The sequence below is a fragment of the Aquicoccus porphyridii genome (assembly GCF_008369105.1).
In the GTDB taxonomy this organism is placed as follows: Bacteria; Pseudomonadota; Alphaproteobacteria; order Rhodobacterales; family Rhodobacteraceae; genus Aquicoccus; species Aquicoccus porphyridii.
In genome coordinates this window covers 146,343-164,642 of sequence record NZ_VINQ01000006.1, presented here as the reverse complement: position 1 = coordinate 164,642, position 18,300 = coordinate 146,343, and the positions used below count along the sequence as shown (strand labels likewise).

At 63.8% G+C, this 18,300-nt stretch carries 16 protein-coding genes; 9 read left to right on the top strand and 7 right to left on the bottom strand.

The features are described 5' to 3' along the window. Positions 1 to 17: 17 nt before the first annotated feature. Genes FLO80_RS10495 through FLO80_RS10480 form a run of 4 tightly spaced genes read left to right on the top strand, consistent with a single transcriptional unit; the run spans position 18 to position 6,710 of the window. Positions 18 to 1,025: an AAA family ATPase gene (locus FLO80_RS10495; RefSeq protein WP_111368142.1), complete on the top strand. Its 1,008-nt coding sequence runs from the start codon at positions 18 to 20 to the stop codon at positions 1,023 to 1,025. Beyond that, positions 1,022 to 1,900 carry a DUF58 domain-containing protein gene (locus tag FLO80_RS10490; RefSeq protein ID WP_246156649.1) on the top strand — a complete coding sequence of 293 codons (879 nt, stop codon included), beginning with the start codon at positions 1,022 to 1,024 and terminating at the stop codon, positions 1,898 to 1,900. The genes FLO80_RS10495 and FLO80_RS10490 overlap by 4 nt, the downstream gene beginning before the upstream one ends. Further along, the gene (locus tag FLO80_RS10485; RefSeq protein ID WP_111368140.1) at positions 1,897 to 4,653 is read left to right on the top strand and encodes a DUF4159 domain-containing protein; all 2,757 of its coding nucleotides are present in this window, start codon (positions 1,897 to 1,899) and stop codon (positions 4,651 to 4,653) included. The genes FLO80_RS10490 and FLO80_RS10485 overlap by 4 nt, the downstream gene beginning before the upstream one ends. Continuing rightward, entirely contained in the window at positions 4,650 to 6,710 is a 2,061-nt protein-coding gene (locus tag FLO80_RS10480; RefSeq protein WP_111368137.1) for a hypothetical protein, read from the top strand. Before FLO80_RS10485 ends, FLO80_RS10480 begins: the two co-directional genes overlap by 4 nt. A gap of 58 nt (positions 6,711 to 6,768) precedes the next feature. Here FLO80_RS10480 and fliP read toward each other — a convergent pair whose 3' ends face one another. The 4 genes from fliP to fliF form a co-directional block, all read right to left on the bottom strand. Then, a complete protein-coding gene (gene fliP, locus FLO80_RS10475; protein ID WP_439328716.1) occupies positions 6,769 to 7,440 on the bottom strand; it encodes a flagellar type III secretion system pore protein FliP in 672 nt (223 codons plus the stop codon). A gap of 65 nt (positions 7,441 to 7,505) precedes the next feature. Beyond that, entirely contained in the window at positions 7,506 to 7,802 is a 297-nt protein-coding gene (locus FLO80_RS10470; RefSeq protein WP_111368132.1) for a FliM/FliN family flagellar motor switch protein, read from the bottom strand. Next, a complete protein-coding gene (locus FLO80_RS10465; RefSeq protein WP_146611060.1) occupies positions 7,792 to 8,406 on the bottom strand; it encodes a FliH/SctL family protein in 615 nt (204 codons plus the stop codon). Before FLO80_RS10465 ends, FLO80_RS10470 begins: the two co-directional genes overlap by 11 nt. Then, complete coding sequence (gene fliF / locus FLO80_RS10460; RefSeq protein WP_111368126.1) at positions 8,406 to 10,028, bottom strand: flagellar basal-body MS-ring/collar protein FliF; 1,623 nt, start codon at positions 10,026 to 10,028, stop codon at positions 8,406 to 8,408. The genes FLO80_RS10465 and fliF overlap by 1 nt, the downstream gene beginning before the upstream one ends. Positions 10,029 to 10,147: 119 nt before the next feature. Between fliF and FLO80_RS10455 the strand changes: the two genes are divergently transcribed. From FLO80_RS10455 to FLO80_RS10435, 5 genes are all read left to right on the top strand, one after another. Next, the gene (locus FLO80_RS10455; RefSeq protein ID WP_111368124.1) at positions 10,148 to 10,654 is read left to right on the top strand and encodes a flagellar basal body-associated FliL family protein; all 507 of its coding nucleotides are present in this window, start codon (positions 10,148 to 10,150) and stop codon (positions 10,652 to 10,654) included. Between the two features lie 9 nt (positions 10,655 to 10,663). Further along, a complete protein-coding gene (locus FLO80_RS10450; protein WP_111368122.1) occupies positions 10,664 to 11,026 on the top strand; it encodes a hypothetical protein in 363 nt (120 codons plus the stop codon). Between the two features lie 90 nt (positions 11,027 to 11,116). Next, positions 11,117 to 11,647: a MotE family protein gene (locus FLO80_RS10445; protein ID WP_246156648.1), complete on the top strand. Its 531-nt coding sequence runs from the start codon at positions 11,117 to 11,119 to the stop codon at positions 11,645 to 11,647. A 67-nt stretch (positions 11,648 to 11,714) separates the two neighbouring features. Further along, a complete protein-coding gene (motA, locus tag FLO80_RS10440; RefSeq protein WP_111368117.1) occupies positions 11,715 to 12,581 on the top strand; it encodes a flagellar motor stator protein MotA in 867 nt (288 codons plus the stop codon). A gap of 2 nt (positions 12,582 to 12,583) precedes the next feature. Then, positions 12,584 to 14,695: a hypothetical protein gene (locus FLO80_RS10435; RefSeq protein ID WP_111368115.1), complete on the top strand. Its 2,112-nt coding sequence runs from the start codon at positions 12,584 to 12,586 to the stop codon at positions 14,693 to 14,695. Positions 14,696 to 14,727: 32 nt separating this feature from the next. Here the strand turns inward: FLO80_RS10435 and FLO80_RS10430 are convergent, their stop codons facing one another. From FLO80_RS10430 to FLO80_RS10420, 3 genes are read right to left on the bottom strand one after another with little or no spacing between them, the layout of a single operon-like run. Continuing rightward, positions 14,728 to 15,381 carry an ATP-binding cassette domain-containing protein gene (locus tag FLO80_RS10430; RefSeq protein WP_111368112.1) on the bottom strand — a complete coding sequence of 218 codons (654 nt, stop codon included), beginning with the start codon at positions 15,379 to 15,381 and terminating at the stop codon, positions 14,728 to 14,730. Next, a complete protein-coding gene (locus tag FLO80_RS10425; protein WP_111368109.1) occupies positions 15,378 to 17,123 on the bottom strand; it encodes an ABC transporter permease in 1,746 nt (581 codons plus the stop codon). The genes FLO80_RS10430 and FLO80_RS10425 overlap by 4 nt, the downstream gene beginning before the upstream one ends. After that, the gene (locus FLO80_RS10420; protein ID WP_111368106.1) at positions 17,099 to 18,289 is read right to left on the bottom strand and encodes an ABC transporter substrate-binding protein; all 1,191 of its coding nucleotides are present in this window, start codon (positions 18,287 to 18,289) and stop codon (positions 17,099 to 17,101) included. Before FLO80_RS10420 ends, FLO80_RS10425 begins: the two co-directional genes overlap by 25 nt. Positions 18,290 to 18,300: the final 11 nt, after the last annotated feature.

Below are 18,300 nucleotides of genomic sequence, written 5' to 3'. Positions count from 1 at the left end.
ATTGCAGGAGTTTTTCCATGTCCCTTTCCGAAACCCTCGTCCCCGAGATCGAGGCGCTCGAAGAGCGGCTTGCCCGTGCCAAAGCGTCGATCACGCGGCGCTTCATCGGCCAGGAAACGGTTGTCGACCTGACGCTTTCGGCGCTTCTCTGCGGTGGTCACGGGCTGTTGATCGGGCTGCCGGGCCTTGGCAAGACCCGCCTTGTCGAGACGCTTTCGACGGTGATGGGACTTGAGGGAAACAGGGTTCAGTTCACCCCCGACCTCATGCCTTCGGACATCCTGGGTAGCGAGGTTCTGGAGACCGGGGTCGACGGCAGCCGCGGCTTCAAGTTCATCGAAGGGCCCGTGTTCTGCCAGCTTCTCATGGCCGACGAGATCAACCGCGCCAGCCCGCGCACGCAATCCGCCCTTCTTCAGGCCATGCAGGAGCGGCGTGTCACCGTCGCGGGCAAAGATCGCTCGCTTGATGTGCCGTTTCACGTCCTCGCCACGCAAAACCCGATCGAACAGGAAGGCACCTATCCGCTCCCCGAGGCTCAACTCGACCGGTTCCTGGTTCAGATCGATGTCGAATACCCGGATCGGGACACTGAGAAATCCATCCTTATGGCAACGACCGGCGAGACCGAAGAGGAGGCGCAGAACGTGTTTTCCGCGGCCGACCTGATCGCGGCGCAAAACCTCTTGCGGCGGATGCCGGTGGGGGATGCCATCGTCGAACAGATCCTCGATCTGGTCCGTGCCTTCCGGCCCGACGACCCGAGTGCCAGCGAAACCATCCGCACCAGCGTGGCATGGGGCCCCGGTCCGCGCGCCGCGCAGGCGCTGATGCTCACGGTCAGGGCGCGTGCCCTGCTCGAAGGGCGACTGGCACCGGGGCCCGATGATATCCTCGCCATGGCGCGCCCGGTTCTGACCCATCGCATGGCGCTCAATTTCGCCGCCCGTGCCCGCGGCGACAGCCTGACCGACCTCATCGAGACCACCGCGCGCGATGTCCTGCGCCACGAGGTCGCGGCGTGAGCCAGAGCCTGCCCTCTCTCAAGCAGACGGCCGAGCAGGAAGCGTCCCGCTTCCCGCATCTGCTTGCCCGTGCCAATCACCTGGCCGGGTCCGTCCTCATGGGCGAGCATGGGCGCCGCCGGGCGGGGCAGGGCGATGATTTCTGGCAATACCGCCCGATGCAGGCCGGGGATTCGCGGCGGATGATCGACTGGCGGCGCTCGGCCCGCTCCGACGCACAGTTCGTGCGCGAAAAGGAATGGCAGATCGCGCAAAGCGTCCAGCTCTGGATCGACCCGGCGGCCTCGATGCGCTTTGCAAGCTCGGATGCCCTGCCGGACAAGGCCGACCGCGCCCGGTTGATCGGCCTCGCGCTCTCCATCATGCTGTTGCGCTCGGGTGAGCGGGTCGGCCTCCTGGGCGGGTTGTTGCCCCCGCGTCGCGGCGAGGTCCAGATCACCCGACTGGCCCTGTCCTTGTCCGAGGATCAGGATGTCGATTATGCCGCTCCCGATATTCGCGGCCTGATTCCCCATGCCTCCGCGGTGTTCGTGTCCGATTTCCTTGCCGATACCGCACCCGTTTTGTCGGCGCTCACCGATGCGGCGGATCGCGGCGTGCGCGGCATCCTGTTTCAGGTGCTCGACCCGGCCGAAGAGAGCTTCCCGTTCCGGGGCCGCACCGTTTTCGAAAGCGTCGCGGGATCGCTCTCGCATGAAACGCTCAAGGCATCCGAACTGCGCGAAAACTATCTCGAAAGACTGACCCGCCGAAAGGCCGAGCTTGAGGCGATGTGCGCCGTGGTCGGGTGGCGCTATCATTGCCACCACACCAGCGAAAGCGCGCAATCCGCGCTGCTCTGGCTGTATCAGGCGATAGACGGGGCGCACCGATGATAGGTGCGCTCGCCTTTACCGCCCCGTGGCTGCTTCTTGCACTTCTCGCGCTGCCGGTGCTCTGGATTCTGCTCCGCGCCGTGCCCCCGGCCCCGATCCGCAGGCGCTTCCCGGCCGTCACCCTTCTTCTGGGTCTCAAGGATGATGACAACATCTCGGACCGCACACCCTGGTGGCTGCTCCTGTTGCGGACGCTCGCGGTGGCGGCGATCATCATCGGGCTGGCCGGTCCGGTGCTCAACCCCGAAGAGCGCGGCCCGGCGGGGCAGGGGCCGCTACTGGTGGTGATGGATGGCGGCTGGGCCAGTGCCGATGACTGGGATGCGCGGGTGCAAAAGGTCGATGAACTCTTGACCGAGGCCAGCCGGGCGGGGCGCGCGGCGGCGGTGACCCTCCTGACCCGGCCCGAAGCGCCGGTGTTCGTTTCGGCATCCGACTTGCGCAATACCCTGGCGGGGCTGCACCCGGTCCCTTGGCTGCCCACGCCCGAGCGGATGGAGCGCTTTGCCGAACTGCTGCCCGAGGGTGGCGACATCGAAACCGTCTGGCTCTCCGACGGGTTGGAGCGTGACGGGCGCGCGGCGCTTTTCGACAGGTTCGAGGGCTACGGGCGCACCACGATCCTTGAGTCGAACCGGCCGGTGCAGGCCATCGCCGCGCCACGTTACAAGGACGGCGCGGTCGAATTCACCCTGTCACGATCGGCCACCGGAACGCGCCAGCCGGTCACGGTACAGTTCATCGGAACCGATCCGAACGGAACCGAGGCGGTCCTCGCCGAGCAGGAACTGGCGTTCGAGCCCGATCAATCACTCGTGACCGAAAGCCTGTCGCTCCCTGCCGAGATGCGTGGCCGGGTGTCGCGACTGACCCTCAAGGGGGTCGAAAGCGCCGGTGCCGTGGCGCTCAGCGATGACAGCCTCGGACGTCGCGAGGTGGCGCTCATCTCCACGCGCGAGAATCGCGAAGGGCTTGAACTCTTGTCACCGCTGCATTTCCTGCGCAACGCCCTGGAACCGAATGCGGACCTCCTCGAAGGGGCGCTGGGCGAGGTTCTGCCCGCCAACCCCGACGTGGTGATCCTTGCCGATATCGCCGAGCTTGCCCCCGATGACGAGGCCGCCCTGACCGCATGGGTCGAGGATGGCGGGCTGCTTTTGCGCTTTGCCGGCCCGCGCATCGCGGCCAGTGACATCAGCCGCCAGAACGAACATCCGCTGATGCCGGTCAGGCTGCGCGCGGGCGGGCGCACCGTCGGCGGCGCGATGAGCTGGGGCGAGCCCAAGACACTTGCGCCATTCGACGACGAGTCGCCCTTCGCCGGGCTGGACATCCCTTCCGATGTTACCGTGAATGCGCAGGTTCTGGCCCAGCCCGACCCGTCACTGTCGGATCGTGTGTTCGCGCGGCTGAGCGATGACACCCCCCTTGTCACGAGCAAGGCGATGGGGGCCGGGCGGGTGACGTTCTTTCATGTCACGGCCAATGCCGAATGGTCGACCTTGCCACTGTCGGGGCTGTTCGTCGACATGCTTGACCGTCTTTCGGTCGCCACCTTCAACACCCCCAGCGAGCCGCAGGATCTTTCGGGCACCTTCTGGCAGCCGGTCGTCGTGCTTGACGGATATGGCAGGCTCGAAGACGGCAGCACCTTGCCCGGAGTCGATGGTGAGGCGCTTGTCGCCCAGACCCTCGGCCCCGAGATGCGGGCGGGTCTCTATCAACGGGGCGACCGGGCCGTGTCGCGCAATGTCCTTGGTGCCAAGGATCAACTGGCCGCGATGAGCTGGCCCGAGGGCGCCCGCGTTCTGGGCATGACGCGCAGTCCCGAGCAACCGCTCGCGGGGTGGTTCCTTGCCCTGTCGCTAGTCCTGCTTGGTCTCGATATCCTCGCCTCGCTGGCCCTCTCGGGGCGGCTTTCCCTGGCGCGCGGCGCCGGGGCCGCGGGCATCGTGGCGGTGGCGATCCTGATCGTGCCGCCCCAGGCCATGGCCGATGATGAGCGCGCGATCGAGGCCGCCTCCCGCGTTGTTTTCGCGCATGTCCTGACCGGGAACAGCACCCTCGATGACACGGCGCGCGCGGGCCTCGTGGGCCTTTCGACAACTCTCTTTCGGCGCACCTCGGTCGAGCCGGGGGCACCGGTCGGCGTGGACCTCGAACAGGATCAACTGGCCTTTTATCCGTTTCTTTACTGGCCGATCACCCCCGAACAGTCCCGCCCATCCGACAGCGCCTATGAAAAACTCAACCAGTATCTGCGCTCGGGCGGGATGATCCTGTTCGACACGCGCGACGGCGACATCTCGGGCTATGGCACGGCAAGCCCGAATGGCCGCAAGCTTCAGCAATTGGCGCGGCCGCTCGACATCCCGCCGATCGAGCCGGTGCCTTCCGATCACGTGCTCACGCGCACCTTTTACCTGTTGCAGGAATTCCCGGGGCGATACCGCAATCGCGACATCTGGGTCGAGGCGTCGCCACCTGACGCCGAACAGGTCGAGGGCATGCCGTTCCGCAATCTCAACGACGGCGTCACGCCGGTCGTCATCGGCGGCAACGACTGGGCGGCGGCCTGGGCGATGGATGACCGTGGAAACCCGGTCTACCCGGTGGGGCGTGGCCTTGCCGGGGATCGCCAGCGTGAAATGGCCTATCGCTTCGGGGTCAACCTGATCATGTATGTGCTGACCGGCAACTACAAATCCGACCAGGTCCATGTGCCCGCGCTTCTGGACAGGTTGGGCCAATGAACACATCGGTCATTTTCATACCGCTTCTGCCATGGCCGATCATCGCCGCGCTGGCGCTGATCACGGCCCTTCTCCTTGGTCTGGCCGTCTGGCGTGGCCTGTCGGGCTGGCTGTTCCGGGCGCTCGGGGCCTGTGTCGTGATCCTGGCCTTGCTGTCTCCACGCATCCAGCAAGAGGAGCGACAGACCCTGAGCGATATCGCCATCGTCGTGGTCGACAACAGCGCCAGCCAGACCCTCGGAGACCGCGCAGAGCAGACCGAAACCGCCTTCGAGGAGATCGAAACCCGCCTCTCGAACCTCGGCAATACCGAGATCCGCCGCGTCGACGTGGGCGACGGGGCCGGGGATAGCGGAACCCGGGTCATGACCGCGCTCACCCGGGCCCTGAACAAGGAGCCACGCTCAAGGATCTCCGGCATCTTCCTGATCAGCGACGGCCGGATTCACGATATCGAGAACGTCCCCGACCTGTCCGCGCCAATGCATCTGCTGCTGACCGGTGAACCCTCCGACTGGGATCGGCGTGTCGTTGTCGAAACCGCGCCGGCCTTTGCCATTCTCGACGAGGAAGTCACGCTCACCGTCCGGATCGACGATACCGGTGCGGTTCCTGACGGCTCGTCCCTGGCCCCGCTCGAAGTGTCGGTGGACGGTGCGCCGCCGATCACTCTCGATGTCCCGGTCGGCCGTTCCATCGACATCCCGATCCGGATCAATCACACTGGTCGCAATGTGTTTCAGATCTCGACCCCCGAGACCGAGGGCGAACTGACGGAGCGAAACAACATCGCCCTGGTGCAGATCAACGGCGTCAGGGACCGCTTGCGCGTCCTTCTCGTCTCGGGCGAGCCGCATCCCGGCAGCCGGACATGGCGCAACCTGCTGAAATCCGACAGTTCCGTCGACCTCGTGCATTTCACGATCCTCAGACCACCGGAGAAACAGGACGGTGTCCCGGTCGGAGAGCTTTCCCTCATCGCCTTTCCCACGCGGGAATTGTTCATCGAAAAGATCGACGATTTCGACCTGATCGTCTTCGATCGCTACAAGCGGCGCGGCATCCTGCCATCCGTCTATCTCGACAATGTGCGCCGATATATCGAAGAGGGCGGCGCCGTTCTCGTCGCGGCGGGGCCGGATTTCGCCAGTGCCGACAGCATCTTCCGCTCCCCCCTCTCCGAGGTTCTCCCGGCCAGCCCCACGGCACGGGTGATCGAGCAGGGTTATCGCCCCAAGGTGAGTGATATCGGCAAGCGCCACCCCGTCACGTCGGAACTGGGCGCATCGGAGCAGGGCGCCGACTGGGGCCGCTGGATGCGCCAGATCGAGGTGACACCGGTGGACGAGCGCGGCGGTCATGTCGTCATGGATGGGTACGAGAATGCACCGCTCTTGATCCTCGACCGGGTCGGCGAGGGCCGGATCGCGCTCATGGCTTCGGATCATGCCTGGCTCTGGAGCCGTGGTTTCGAAGGCGGGGGGCCGCAACTGGAATTGTTGCGGCGTCTGGCGCACTGGATGATGAAAGAGCCCGAGCTTGAGGAAGAGATGCTCGGTGCCGAGCCCGTCGGCAAGGATATCAGGATGACCCGGCGCACGCTGGCCGACGAGGCCGCGCCGGTCACGGTCACGTCGCCGGATGGCGAATCCTCTGAACATCGGCTTGTCGAAACCGCGCCGGGCGTGTTCGAGGGCACCGTCGAAGGCGACGAGATCGGGCTTTACCGGATGTCCGACGGAGAGTTGTCCGCGCTGGTCGGTCTTGGGCCGGTCTCGCCGCGCGAATTCGTCGATACGGTGTCCGGTGCGGATTGGGTTCAACCCGTTCTGGACGCGACTCGTGGCGGCGCAAAGCGCCTGAGCGAGGGGATGCCAACCATCAGAACGGTCAAGGCGGGTCGCCCGGCGAATGGGCGCGGCTGGCTCGGCGTCACCCCGCGCGAGGCATATGATGTAAAAGACATGAAAACCCTCGTCCTGTTGCCCGCGTGGTTGTCGCTCCTGCTCGCATCCGGCCTGCTCCTGATCGCTTGGCTGAGAGAAGGCCGCCGTTAGGGTCAGTCACCTGTTTCGCCCGGGTTTTGCGCGCGAAGGCATGAACCCTGACATCCTGCTAGAGATACCCGCTGACGAGGCTGGCCGATATCAGGCTCCAACCATCTGCGAGCACGAAGAACGAAAGCTTGAACGGCAGCGAAACCAGCGCGGGCGGGACCATCATCATGCCCATCGACATCAGAACGGCGGCCACCACGATGTCGATGATCAGGAATGGCAGAAAGACAAGAAAGCCGATCTGGAAGGCGCGTGAAATTTCGGACAGCAGGAAACTGGGAATCAGGATCGACAAGGGCGAATCCCGAAGATCCTGTGCCTCTGAATAGTCGGGGCGCAGCGCCGCCAAGGCCTCGAACGTGGAGAAATCCAGACGCCCGGCCATGAAGTCGCGAAACGGGCCAAGCGCCCGTGTCAGTCCTGCCTCGGCGTCGATCTCCTCCGAGATCATCGGCGAGATCCCCAAGCGCCATGCGTCCTGAAAGACCGGCTCCATGACGAAATAGGTCAGGAAAAGCGCAAGGCTCACGATGAAGATGTTCGGCGGCGATTGCTGTAACCCGATGCCCTGCCGCAGGATCGACAAGACGGTGACGATCATCGGAAAGCAGGTGAGCATGATTGCGAGGCCGGGTGCCACGCTCAATATGGTGATCAGCGCGATGAGTTGAACGGACGTGCCGGTGATCGAACCGTTTTCGCCAAGGGCAATGGACAACTCTTGTGCCATCGGGATTGATGGCGCGTGCAATGCAACAAGGGAAATGGCGAGGATTCGGAAAAACCGGCGTCCGGTCATCTGAAGCTGCCGCTTTGCTTGATGATCTCTGTCAGGCGCACACCCAGTTGGCCCGCATCCTCACCTTCGAGTTCTTCCAGCTCGCCCCGCGCGATCAATCGACCGCCCACGAAAAGCTCGACCGGATCGTCGACGCGGGTATCCAGCGAAAGAATGGAATTCTCGCCCAGGGCAAGAAGATCACGGATCATCGGGCGCGCCCGGCCGACCGAGACCGTGACCTCGATCGGGATCACCGAGAACATATCGTTTTGCGGATTGGCCTGATCCCGGGCCTCGTTGTTATCCGGCATTCCCCGTCTCCTTCATCGCCTCGGTTTCCAGTTGTTGATAATATCCGTCGATCGCCGCACGAATGCCGTTCATCGCGGCGTCGAGATCGATGTGCCGCTCTATCCCGTTCAGCCGGATATAGGCCTGCCCCTCGCCCAGGTTGTCCTCGCTCGAGAGCTTGATCGGGGACATATCGCGCTGGCTCAGGATCGACTCCAGCGCGGCTATGTTTGCCGGACAGACGACGATTTCGATGTCATGCCGGGTGGCGGCGTCGGTCAGTTTCGTCACTTCCGACAAGAGATGTGCCCCGAAATTCGAGCGTGCGATATCCGGCAGAAGAACCCCCGCAACTTCCTCGAGGACCGGCTTGAGGGATTTCAGGATCTCGGCCTGCGCTTCGTGATAGGTGAATGAAATCTGTTGGAGGTTCTGCGCGAAATCCTGGGATATCTGGGTTTTGTCGTCCGATTGCGATTTGATCGCGTCATCCCAACCCGCCTTGTATCCCTCCTCGAAGGCTTCGAGCCTGTTCTCTTCCAGGCCGACCTCGGTGAGCGATATGACCTGGCTTCGCTCGCTGTTTGCCGTGTCGAATGACTCCAGGAGATGCGAAATACCCATCATGCATCCTCCTCTCTCGGTTCGAGCCAGTTGCGCAGTATTTCAACGGTTTCCTCCTTTCGCTCGTCGATCATGGCCCGCAGGCGTTCAACCGGGTCTTCGCCGGGCTGATCCGAAATCGCGCCGCCCATGCGTGCGCGGTCCGATGGCAGCAGTTCCATGGCGTTGGTGTTTCTCGGCGAGTCGTCGATCTCACCGGTCAAGGCGGCCATCGCCTCCTGTCGTGATGCACTTCCGCGATCCGGCGGCGCTGTCGGCGGCGCCAATACCCCGGCGTTCTGCCGCGCGCCCGTCAGGATCGGCCGCAGCACAAAGAGCGCCAGGGCAAGCGCGGTCAAAGCCAGGATCCCGAGCCTGGCCAGCGACATGACGTCAATGCCCCACTTTTCGATCAGTGATGTGTTCGATCCGGTGCCAAGCGGGCCCGGCGACTGGAACTCCATCGCCTTGATCGTGATCATGTCCCCGCGTTGTTCATCGTATCCCACCGCAGATGCGACCAACTCCCTCAGGTGCGACAGTTCCGCATCCGACCTTTGCGGATTTTCCTGACCGTCCGGCGCATCGGGGCCAAGCGCGCTGTTGACCAGGACGGCGACGCTCAGGCGCTTGATCGCGCCCGGTTCCCTGACGATCCTGCGCTCGGTTTCGGATATCTCGTAATTGATCCGCTCGCGCGTCCTGTTCTCGTTGCTCGCGCTTTTCTGCTGTGCAGATGCATCGCCGTCAGGCAGGTTCGAGGCAACGCCGACCGAGGTATCGTCTGCGTTGGTGGATGTGTTGACGGTCTCTTCGGAATCCGTGCTGATCACCACGCGGCTGTCCGGATCAATCTGCTTTTGCTGTATGGTTTCGCTTTCGGTGACCGTTTCGACGCTGATTTCCACCACGGCATTTCCGTGGCCGACCCGGGCCTCGAGCAGGTTCTGAATACGGCCACGCAGGATCTCCGCTCTTTGATCCGCAAGATTGGCCGTGTTCTGGGAGTCAGAGGCATCAATCAGCCCCCCTTGGCCATCAACGATGGCGACATTCTCGGGCGCAAGACCGGCAACAGCCGATGCCACCAGGTATTTCAGCGCCTTGGCATGACCCGCCGGCAACGTGCCACCCGACGTGATCACGGAGACGGACGCGCTTGGTTCGGAATCCCTGAACACGTTCCTTCGCAGCGATGTCGCGATATGAACCCGGGCGCTCGCGATCATCGGGCTCGAGATGATCGTTCGCGCCAACTCGCCTTCCTTGGCGCGCCAATAGGCGGCATCGAACATCTGGGACGTGGTGCCAAAACCGTTCAGCCCGTCCAACACCTCATAGCCCGTGCTGGTAATGCCCGGCAGCCCCTCGCTGGCCAGACTCATGCGAAGCGCATCGCGCCGCGACGTATCGACAAAAATACTGTCGCCGCGAATTTCATAGGCGACGGCCTTGGCCTCAAGCGCCTGTATCACGTCACCGGATGCCCGATCCTCGAGGCCGGAATAGAGCAAACTCATGCCGGGTTTGGTGGCAACCTGGTAAATCGCGAACAGCGTTGCCATGACGGCAAGCCCGCCCAGGATGGCAATGATCTGTTTGCGCGTGTCCAGCGATAGCCACAGGTTCTTCAGGTGCTGCATATACGTCTCCGGGCCTTTGGAAGGGGGTCCCTTTGGACGCAATTTGTTCCAGATCTTGATTAAGAATCGGTTAGGGGCCGCTTGCTATTCTGTCGTCATCACAACGGTCGGGGATTTCCATGGCGGACGCGCAAGACGAAGACAAAGACGCCGATGAAGGCGGCAAGAAGAAAGGCTCGAAAGCCGTTCTTTTGCTGGGCCTGGCCATCGGTCTTATCGGTGCGGGCGGCGGGTTTTATGCCGCCTATTCCGGTTACATCCCTTCGGGGTCGAATCCCGATGACGGGCGATTCGAGGCGAAGGAACATCAAGCCGGCGATATGCCGGATGTCCGTTTCGTGCCCGTCGAACCGATTGTCGTTCAGCTTCGGGTCGACGGGCAGGACCGGCACCTTCGGTTTCGCGCACAACTCGAAGTGCCAACCGAATTCGAGGCCGATGTGACCCGGTTCCTTCCGCGAATTACGGATGTCATTAACGGATATTTGCGGGCGCTGGATTACACCGACATCTCGGATGCGGCCGCGCTTGTCCGGATCCGGGGGCATATCCTGCGACGGATCAAGGCGGTCATCGGACAGGGCAGGGTCAATGATCTTCTCATTGTGGAATTTGCGGTAATCTAGGGGGCTTCAATGCAATTCGTCGCGGATATTCTATTGGTCGCAGGTGCGTTGGGGGCCGGGATATACTGTTTCCTCATCGCAAGGCGCCTTGCACAGTTCAATGACCTCGAATCCGGGGTCGGCCAGGCCGTGGCCCTGCTCTCGATGCAGGTCGACGATCTCACCTCGACGCTGAGCGAGGTGAGGGATGCGGCCTCCTCCACCGCCGAATCGATTTCCGGCCTGACCGACCGGGCCGAGCTGGCCGCCAAGCGGTTGGAGCTGTTGCTGGCATCCATGCATGACCTCACCGAAGACGCGGAAGAGCCAAGGGAATCGCAATCGGACACGTCCGAGCCGGTATTTCTCAGGCACGCAAACGGAAAGGACTAGGCCATGGTTGCCATTGCCAGGCGGCCCCGGAAATCCGGCCGACGCATCCGGCCGGTCGGCAGGGCCCTGTTCCTTGTTGCATGCTTTCTTGTGGCCTCCGGCGTGCTGCGCCTCGGCACGAACGTGGGCAGCGTTCTGGCCGAGCAAACCGAGCAACAGCCAGAGATCGAGGCGGGCAAACCCGATACCCCCGCGACCATGAGATTGCCGGATGACGAGGTGAACGCCGTTCTCGAAGCACTGGCAAAAAAAGAGAACCGATTGAAGCAGCGCGAAGAGCAACTGGAAAAACGGTTGCAGGATCTCGCCTTGGCGGAACGCACGATCGAACAGCGCCTGGCCGAGTTGAAAACCGCGGAAGCGGAACTGAAACGCACGATCGACGTCGTCGATGGCGCCTCGGAACGCGATCTGGAAACGCTCACGGCGGTTTATGAAAACATGAAGTCAAAAGACGCGGCCGCGCTTTTCGAACAGATGGACCCGGAGTTTTCCGCCGGGTTTCTGGCCCGAATGAAGCCCGGGGCGGCGGCCGGGATACTGGCGGGCCTGAGTGCCGAGCGCGCCTATTCCATCAGCGCGATACTGGCAGGGCGAAGTGCACTTGGCCCGACGAAATGAACGACGGGGGCAGGGCCATGCAATTTCTTGATGCCCTTGGGTTGGCGCAGCAGCGGAGATATGAGGGATGAACGGAATTGTCGGCATAGGCGTGGTTGTCTGCATGGTCTTCGGGGGCTATCTGCTTGCGGGCGGAAACCTTGGCATCATCATGAAGGCATTGCCCTTCGAGCTGATGATGGTCGGCGGCGCGGCAACCGGCGCCTTTCTGATTTCCAACGATTTCCACGCGGTCAAGAAGACACTCAAGGACATCAAGAAGGTGTTCAGGGGGCCGGACTGGAAACCCGGGGATTACCGCGATCTCATCTGCCTGCTCTACGAATTGATCAGGCTGGCCCGAACCAGTCCCGTCGCGATCGAGGAGCACATAGAAGACCCTGAAAACAGTGCGATTTTCCAGAAATACCCCAAGATCGTCACCGACAAGGAGGCGATAGAACTGATCGCCGACACCTTGCGTTCCGCGTCGATGAACTATGACGACCCCCATCAGGTCGAAGAGGTGCTCGACAAGAGAATGGAGGCGAACCTCCATCATTCCCTGCACTCCAGCCACGCGCTCCAGAACATGGCGGATGGGTTGCCCGCGCTTGGCATCGTCGCCGCGGTGCTCGGTGTCATCAAGACCATGGGCGCGATCGACCAACCGCCGGAAATCCTCGGCAAGATGATCGGTGGCGCCCTTGTCGGCACATTCCTGGGCGTTTTCCTGTCTTACGGCTTCGTCGGTCCGTTTTCATCCAAGGTCAAGAACGTGGTCGAGGAGGATGAGCATTTCTATCACCTGATCCGCGAAATTCTTATCGCGAACCTCCACAACCATTCGGCCAACATCTGTATCGAGGTGGGCCGTCAGAACATTCCCGTCAACCGCCGTCCCAGCTTTTCCGAGCTTGAGAAATCGCTCAAGGAACTCAGGAAGGAAGCCTGAAAATGGCGCTTTTCCCGCGAAAGTGGCTATCCCTGATCCTGCTGGCGACCTGCTGCATGACCGCCAAAGCCGCGATGGGCGAAACGATCCGGGTTCGCGGCGGAGAGCATGAAGGTTTTACCCGGCTGGCCCTCGATCTTCCGCGCCGCCTCGCGTGGCGGGTGGTCGAGCATGAAAAAAGATTCGAGTTGATGGTCGAGGGTGACGATCTGACATTCGATCTGTCCGCCGCCCTGTCGAGGTTGAATGCAACCCGGATCGGCACCATTGAACAGGGGCGACAGGGCGGTGTTCTAGAGGTCGGCTTGAATTGCGAATGCGGGGCCGAGGCCTTCCTCTTCGACGACACGATGCTCGTTGTCGATATCAGGGAACGCCGGTCTGGAAACCAAAACACCCCTGGTAGAGAAAGGCAGATCGATTTTCTCACGACATTCTGGATCGACACCGCAGTCATCGGCGCAAAGCCCGAGACGACACCGGCGGCGTATGGTGACGGGCCGAAACAGGCCGACGAGGGCAATGAAAAGGAGAACGATGCGCAAAACCGGACCCTCGAAGCGCCTCGTTCAACATCCCGCGAAACGGTGGACCGGCCCGATACCGACGCGAACGTGCCGCCCCCGGAGAATGATATGCGTTCCCTCATGAACGCCACGCGTCATGCCGCAGAAGAACAACGCCCCGAGGGCGTGAACCTCGCCATTCGCAACGGCGCGGCGCCGTTTGAACCACAAGACAGGCTCGCCGCGATGACCGCAGCCAAGGAAGAGGCGTGCCTGAAAGAAAAGGATCTGAATATAACGGATTGGGCGCGCGACGGGCATTTCTCGGCGTCTGTCGGACGGCTCAGATCGGAACTTTACGGAGAATTCGATCGTTCGAGGCACGACATCGCCCTGGAACTGGCAAAGGCCTACATCTTCTTCGGCTTCGGGTCCGAGGCGCGGGTGATTCTCGACGAATTCGTCGAGAATGCCGATTATTTGAAGAACATCGCGGCGCTCATCGAAACCGGGACGATCTCGGGAGAGAACATGTTCGCGGGTGCGCTTTCTTGCGACAATGCGGCCGCGCTCTGGTCGATGCTGAGCCATGATGCAGGCGAGGTCGGCCGCGGGTTCGATCCGTCGCCCGTGTTGATGGCCTTTGACCGGCTGCCCGCCGCGTTGCGCTCGCACCTTGCCGGGAACCTGAGCGAAAGGTTTCGGTCCCTCGACATGCTGGAGGACGCGGGAGAGGTTCTCAGGATCGCCGCTCGGAGCGGCGTGGCCGCGGATTCAAACGCGCAACTGGCCTCCGCCCTGGTCCAGAAGGACGAGAACCGCAAGGATGATGCATATGCGACGCTGACAGGATTGACGGAACAGAGTTACGAAACCTCGCCAAGGGCCATGATCGAACTGGTGTCCCTCAAGATGGGCGAGGATGGGTCGATCGACTATGACACCGCGCAAATGGCGCGGATTCTCCGCAAGGAGCATGCCAAGAGCGACCTGTTGCCGGATCTTCATTTTGCCACGGTTGTCGCGCTGGCCCTGTCGGGCGCATATGCGGAAGCCCTGGACGAGTTGGCGGGGCTGAGGGCGAATATCGGCGGCGATGCCTTTCGACAGGCGCAGGACTTCCTGCATGATCGCATCTCGAGGAAGGCACCCGACCCGGTATTCCTGTCCGCCGTTCTCACCCTGTCACCGGATGCCGTGAACGAACTCGCTCCGGGGACCGTTTTCAAGGCTGCAAAGCGGCTTGTCGCGCTCGGGTTTCCCGATGCGGCTGTCGATCTTCTGGGCCCCCGGTTTCGCGGGCAGGACACGCAAGAGGGCAGGCTCCTGCGCGCCGAGGCATATCTCCACCTTGGACATGCCGACAGGGCCGAGGCCGATCTATCGGGGCTTGAAGGCGCGCGCGCCGACAGGCTGCGCGCAACGATAAGCGAGGCGAAACGGGATTTCGCGCTGGCACCCGATGGCAATTTTCCCGCGCCCGATGGCGACGTGGCCGAAATTCCAGACAAAACCGCACCGCTCGAATTCTCGCGCAAAAGCGTCGATGCAAGCGCCGATACCCGGCGCCGGGTCGAGGCCCTGTTGGCCGGGGCGCCGCTCGAATAGGGGGCTCTGACCGGCGGCATGACGGCTGGCCGTCATCCACCGGGCATCTCCGTGGTCAGGCTCAGAACCGGCCCGCCCGTGGCCTCGGCATCCGCCGGATCATGCGTAACCATGAGCGCCGGAATCGCCCGGTCGCGGATATGGGCGAACGCGAAATCCCGCATCGCGGCCCGCCGCGCCGCGTCGAGCCTGGAAAACGGTTCATCGAGCAAAAGCGCCTGCGGATCGGCCAGCAACGTGCGCATCAGTGCCGCCCGCGCCCGCTGCCCACCCGAAAGCGTTGCCGGGTCGCGCTCGTAAAGACCGGCCAGCCCGGCCTGCTCCAATGCCGCCTCGACCGCTGCGCGCCGCGCCGCCCGCCCGCGTATCTCGCGCGCAAGGCCAAAGGCAAGGTTGTCACCCACCGACAGATGCGGAAACAGCGCCGCATCCTGGAACATCAACCCGATGCGCCGCGCCTCGGGCGGCAGATGCGTGACCTCCTGTCCATCAAGCCGCACAGACCCCGTCATCGTGAATCCCGCCACCAGATGCCCGCCGATCGCGTCGAGAAGCGTCGATTTGCCGATCCCCGATGGCCCCATCACCGTGGTCACCTCGCCCGCCGCAACATGCAGGTCGAGCGGCGCGAACAATGGCGGCTCGTTCCGGAAACGCACCGAAAGCCCCGTGATCTCCAGCGTCATGCGCCCGGCCCTCCGCCCTGCAATCCGCGACGGTTGCGATGCGCCAGCACCGGGATGAGGAACGCCGCGGCATAGACTGCAAAAGGCAGCCCCGCCTGAAGCGTCGCGTAAACCCCCGTCACCCGCCGATCCGAGGATGATGATAATGTCACCGCCTCGGTGGTCAGGGTCGCGATCCGCCCCGCCCCCATGAAGAGCGTCGGCAGGTATTGCGCCACCGACACCGCCACGCCGATCGCCGCCGCGGTCAAAAGCGGCGTGAGCAGCACAGGGAGCTTCACCGCCCAGAGCCTGCGCCACGGCCCCGCACCCAGCGCTGCCGCCGCCCGCGGCAATCCGGGATCGAGCGCCCGCCACGGGTCCGACAGCGCGATCATCACGTAGGGAAACACGAACAGCGCCTGCGCCCAGACCACCGCCGCCATGCCCCCCGACAGGTCGAATCGCAGGAACAGCACGTTCAGCCCGTAAAGAAACGCGATCTGCGGCACCAGAAGCGGCAGATAGATCAGCGCCTCGGCCCAGCGCGCCCGCCGCATCCGCGCCCGGTCCTCGCCTTCGAGCCACGCCACCGCCAGCGCCAGTGCAAGCCCCGTGGTCGCAAAGGCCAGCAACACGGTATGCCACAGTGCCCGACCCCAGCCCGTGCCGGGGGCCATCCATGCCCTGAGCGACCAGCTTTCGGGCAGCATCCCGGGCCACGACCAACGCCACGCCAGCGACCACACCACAAGCGCCAGCATACCCAGCGCCCCGGCGATCATCACCGTCGCCGTCACCCCGCTGGTGAGCATCAGCCCCGGCTCCGCCGAAAGCCCGCGCCCGCCGCGCCTGAGCCACCACAGCCCGACGCGCTTCCCCCCCCGCTCGACGAGCAGTAACAATCCAAAGGACAGCGCCACCAGAACGCCCTGAAGCACCGCCCCCGCCGAGGCGGGCAGAAGCATCGCCGTATCGGGCGCCGAAAAGAGCCTGAGCAGCATCACCGCCAGCGTCGGCGGGTTCGACGGCCCGAGGATCAGCGCCATGTCGACCACCGAAAGCGAATAGGCCAGCACCACCATCACCGGAAGCCGTATGAGCGGCCAGACCTGCGGCAGGATCACCTTGACCCACACGATCCCCCGGCCATAGCCCAGCGCTCGCCCGATCGCGATATGCCGCGCCACCGCGATCTGGCTCAGCGCCGACAGCATCACCAGCAACAAGAACGGCACCTCCTTGACCAGAAGTCCGAGGATCAGCGCCCCACCCCAGGGATCGTTCACCGTGATCAGCATTGGCGGCCGGTCCCACCCGGCAAGCGGCGCCAGCGCCCGCGCGATCCAGCCCGAGGGCGACAGCACGAAGGCAAGGCCGATGGCCACGGCGGCATGCGGCGCGGCGAGGAACGGGGTCAGCAACCGCCCCCCCGCGCGCACGCTCATCCGGCCATGCACCGCCGCACATGTCCCCGCCGCAAGGACGAGTGCCAGCGCCGTCGCCCCCAGCCCGGTCAGCAGCGTGAGCTTGAGGCTCGTGCCGAGCCCCGGCAGGTCGGCCAGCATCCGCCACGGGTCAAGCGAAAGCGTTTCGGCACCAATCGCGGGTAATATCCCGAACCCCGCGCGCGCCGTCTCCCATAGGCCGGCAAGGATCGGCAGGATCACCCCGCCCGCCACCGCCAGCAGCACGACAAGCCGCAGCGCCCGGCCCGGACTGGAGGGCGCGACCCCGCTCACCGCGTGTAACGCCGCGCCCATTCCTCGGTCAGCCGCGTCATCCAGCTCGCATGCGGCTCGGGCAATGTCGGGCCAAGCTCGTCAAGCCCGGGCAGCGCCGGGGCACTGGGCAGGGCGTCGAACCGCGCCTGTGCGGCCGCATCGAGCCGCGCCGGATCGAGCACCGAGAACGAGCCCAGAACCTCGATATTCTGCATCCGCGCCTGCACCTCGGGGTCGAGAAGCAGGTTCGCCACCACCATCGCGCCTTCGGCATGGGCGGCGTTATAGGGGATCGCGACGAAACTCACATTGCCGATGGTTCCCCCCTCGGGCACGAAGACCCGCGCGCTCTCGGGCAACAGCCCCTGCGCGATCGCGGCGGCGGTCGAGGCCGGATCGAACGACATCGCGATGTCCACCTCGCCATCGTTCATCAACTGCTGCTGCACCGACTGGTTCTCCGGAAACGCCGTGCCGCCGCGCCACATGTTGGGGCGCAGCGCGTCATACCACTCCCAAAGCGGCGCGACCTGCGCGGCAAAACTCTCGTCGCTCACCGGTTCCAGCAACACATCGCGATCCGGCGCCAACTCGATCAGCGCCTGTTTGAGGAATGTCGCTCCCATGAAATTCGACGGATCGGGATGGGTGAACCGCCCCGGATTGGCCTCGGCCCACGCCACGAAATCGCGCATCGTCGCGGGGGGTGCCTCGACCCTCGCGCTGTCATAGTTGAACACGAATTTCGCCAGCCGCCACGGGCTCTCCATCCCCTCCACCGGCACGGTGAAATCAAGCGCCGCAGGCGCCCCCGGCGACAGGTCGACAAACCGCGCATTGGGCAGCCGCTCGACGAACGGGCCAAACAGCAGCTCCTGTTCCTTCATCGCCAGGAAATTCGGCCCGTTGATCCAGATGAGATCGACCGACCCGCCGCTATCCCTGCCCGCCGCGCGCTCGGAGATCACCCGCGTCACCGCCTCGGCCGTATCACTTAGCCGGACATGATTGATGCGCACCCCGTGGCGCCGCTCGGCCTCGCGACCGACCCAGTCGATGAAGGCATTGGTGCGCTCGTCGCCGCCCCACGCGTTCCAGTAAACGGTCTGGCCGCGCGCCGCGTCCAGCACCTCTTGCCAATCATCGGCCAGCGCGGGCCGGGCGAAAAGCGACGCGATCACGGTCAGGATCAGGGCAAATCTCATGGTAACTCCTT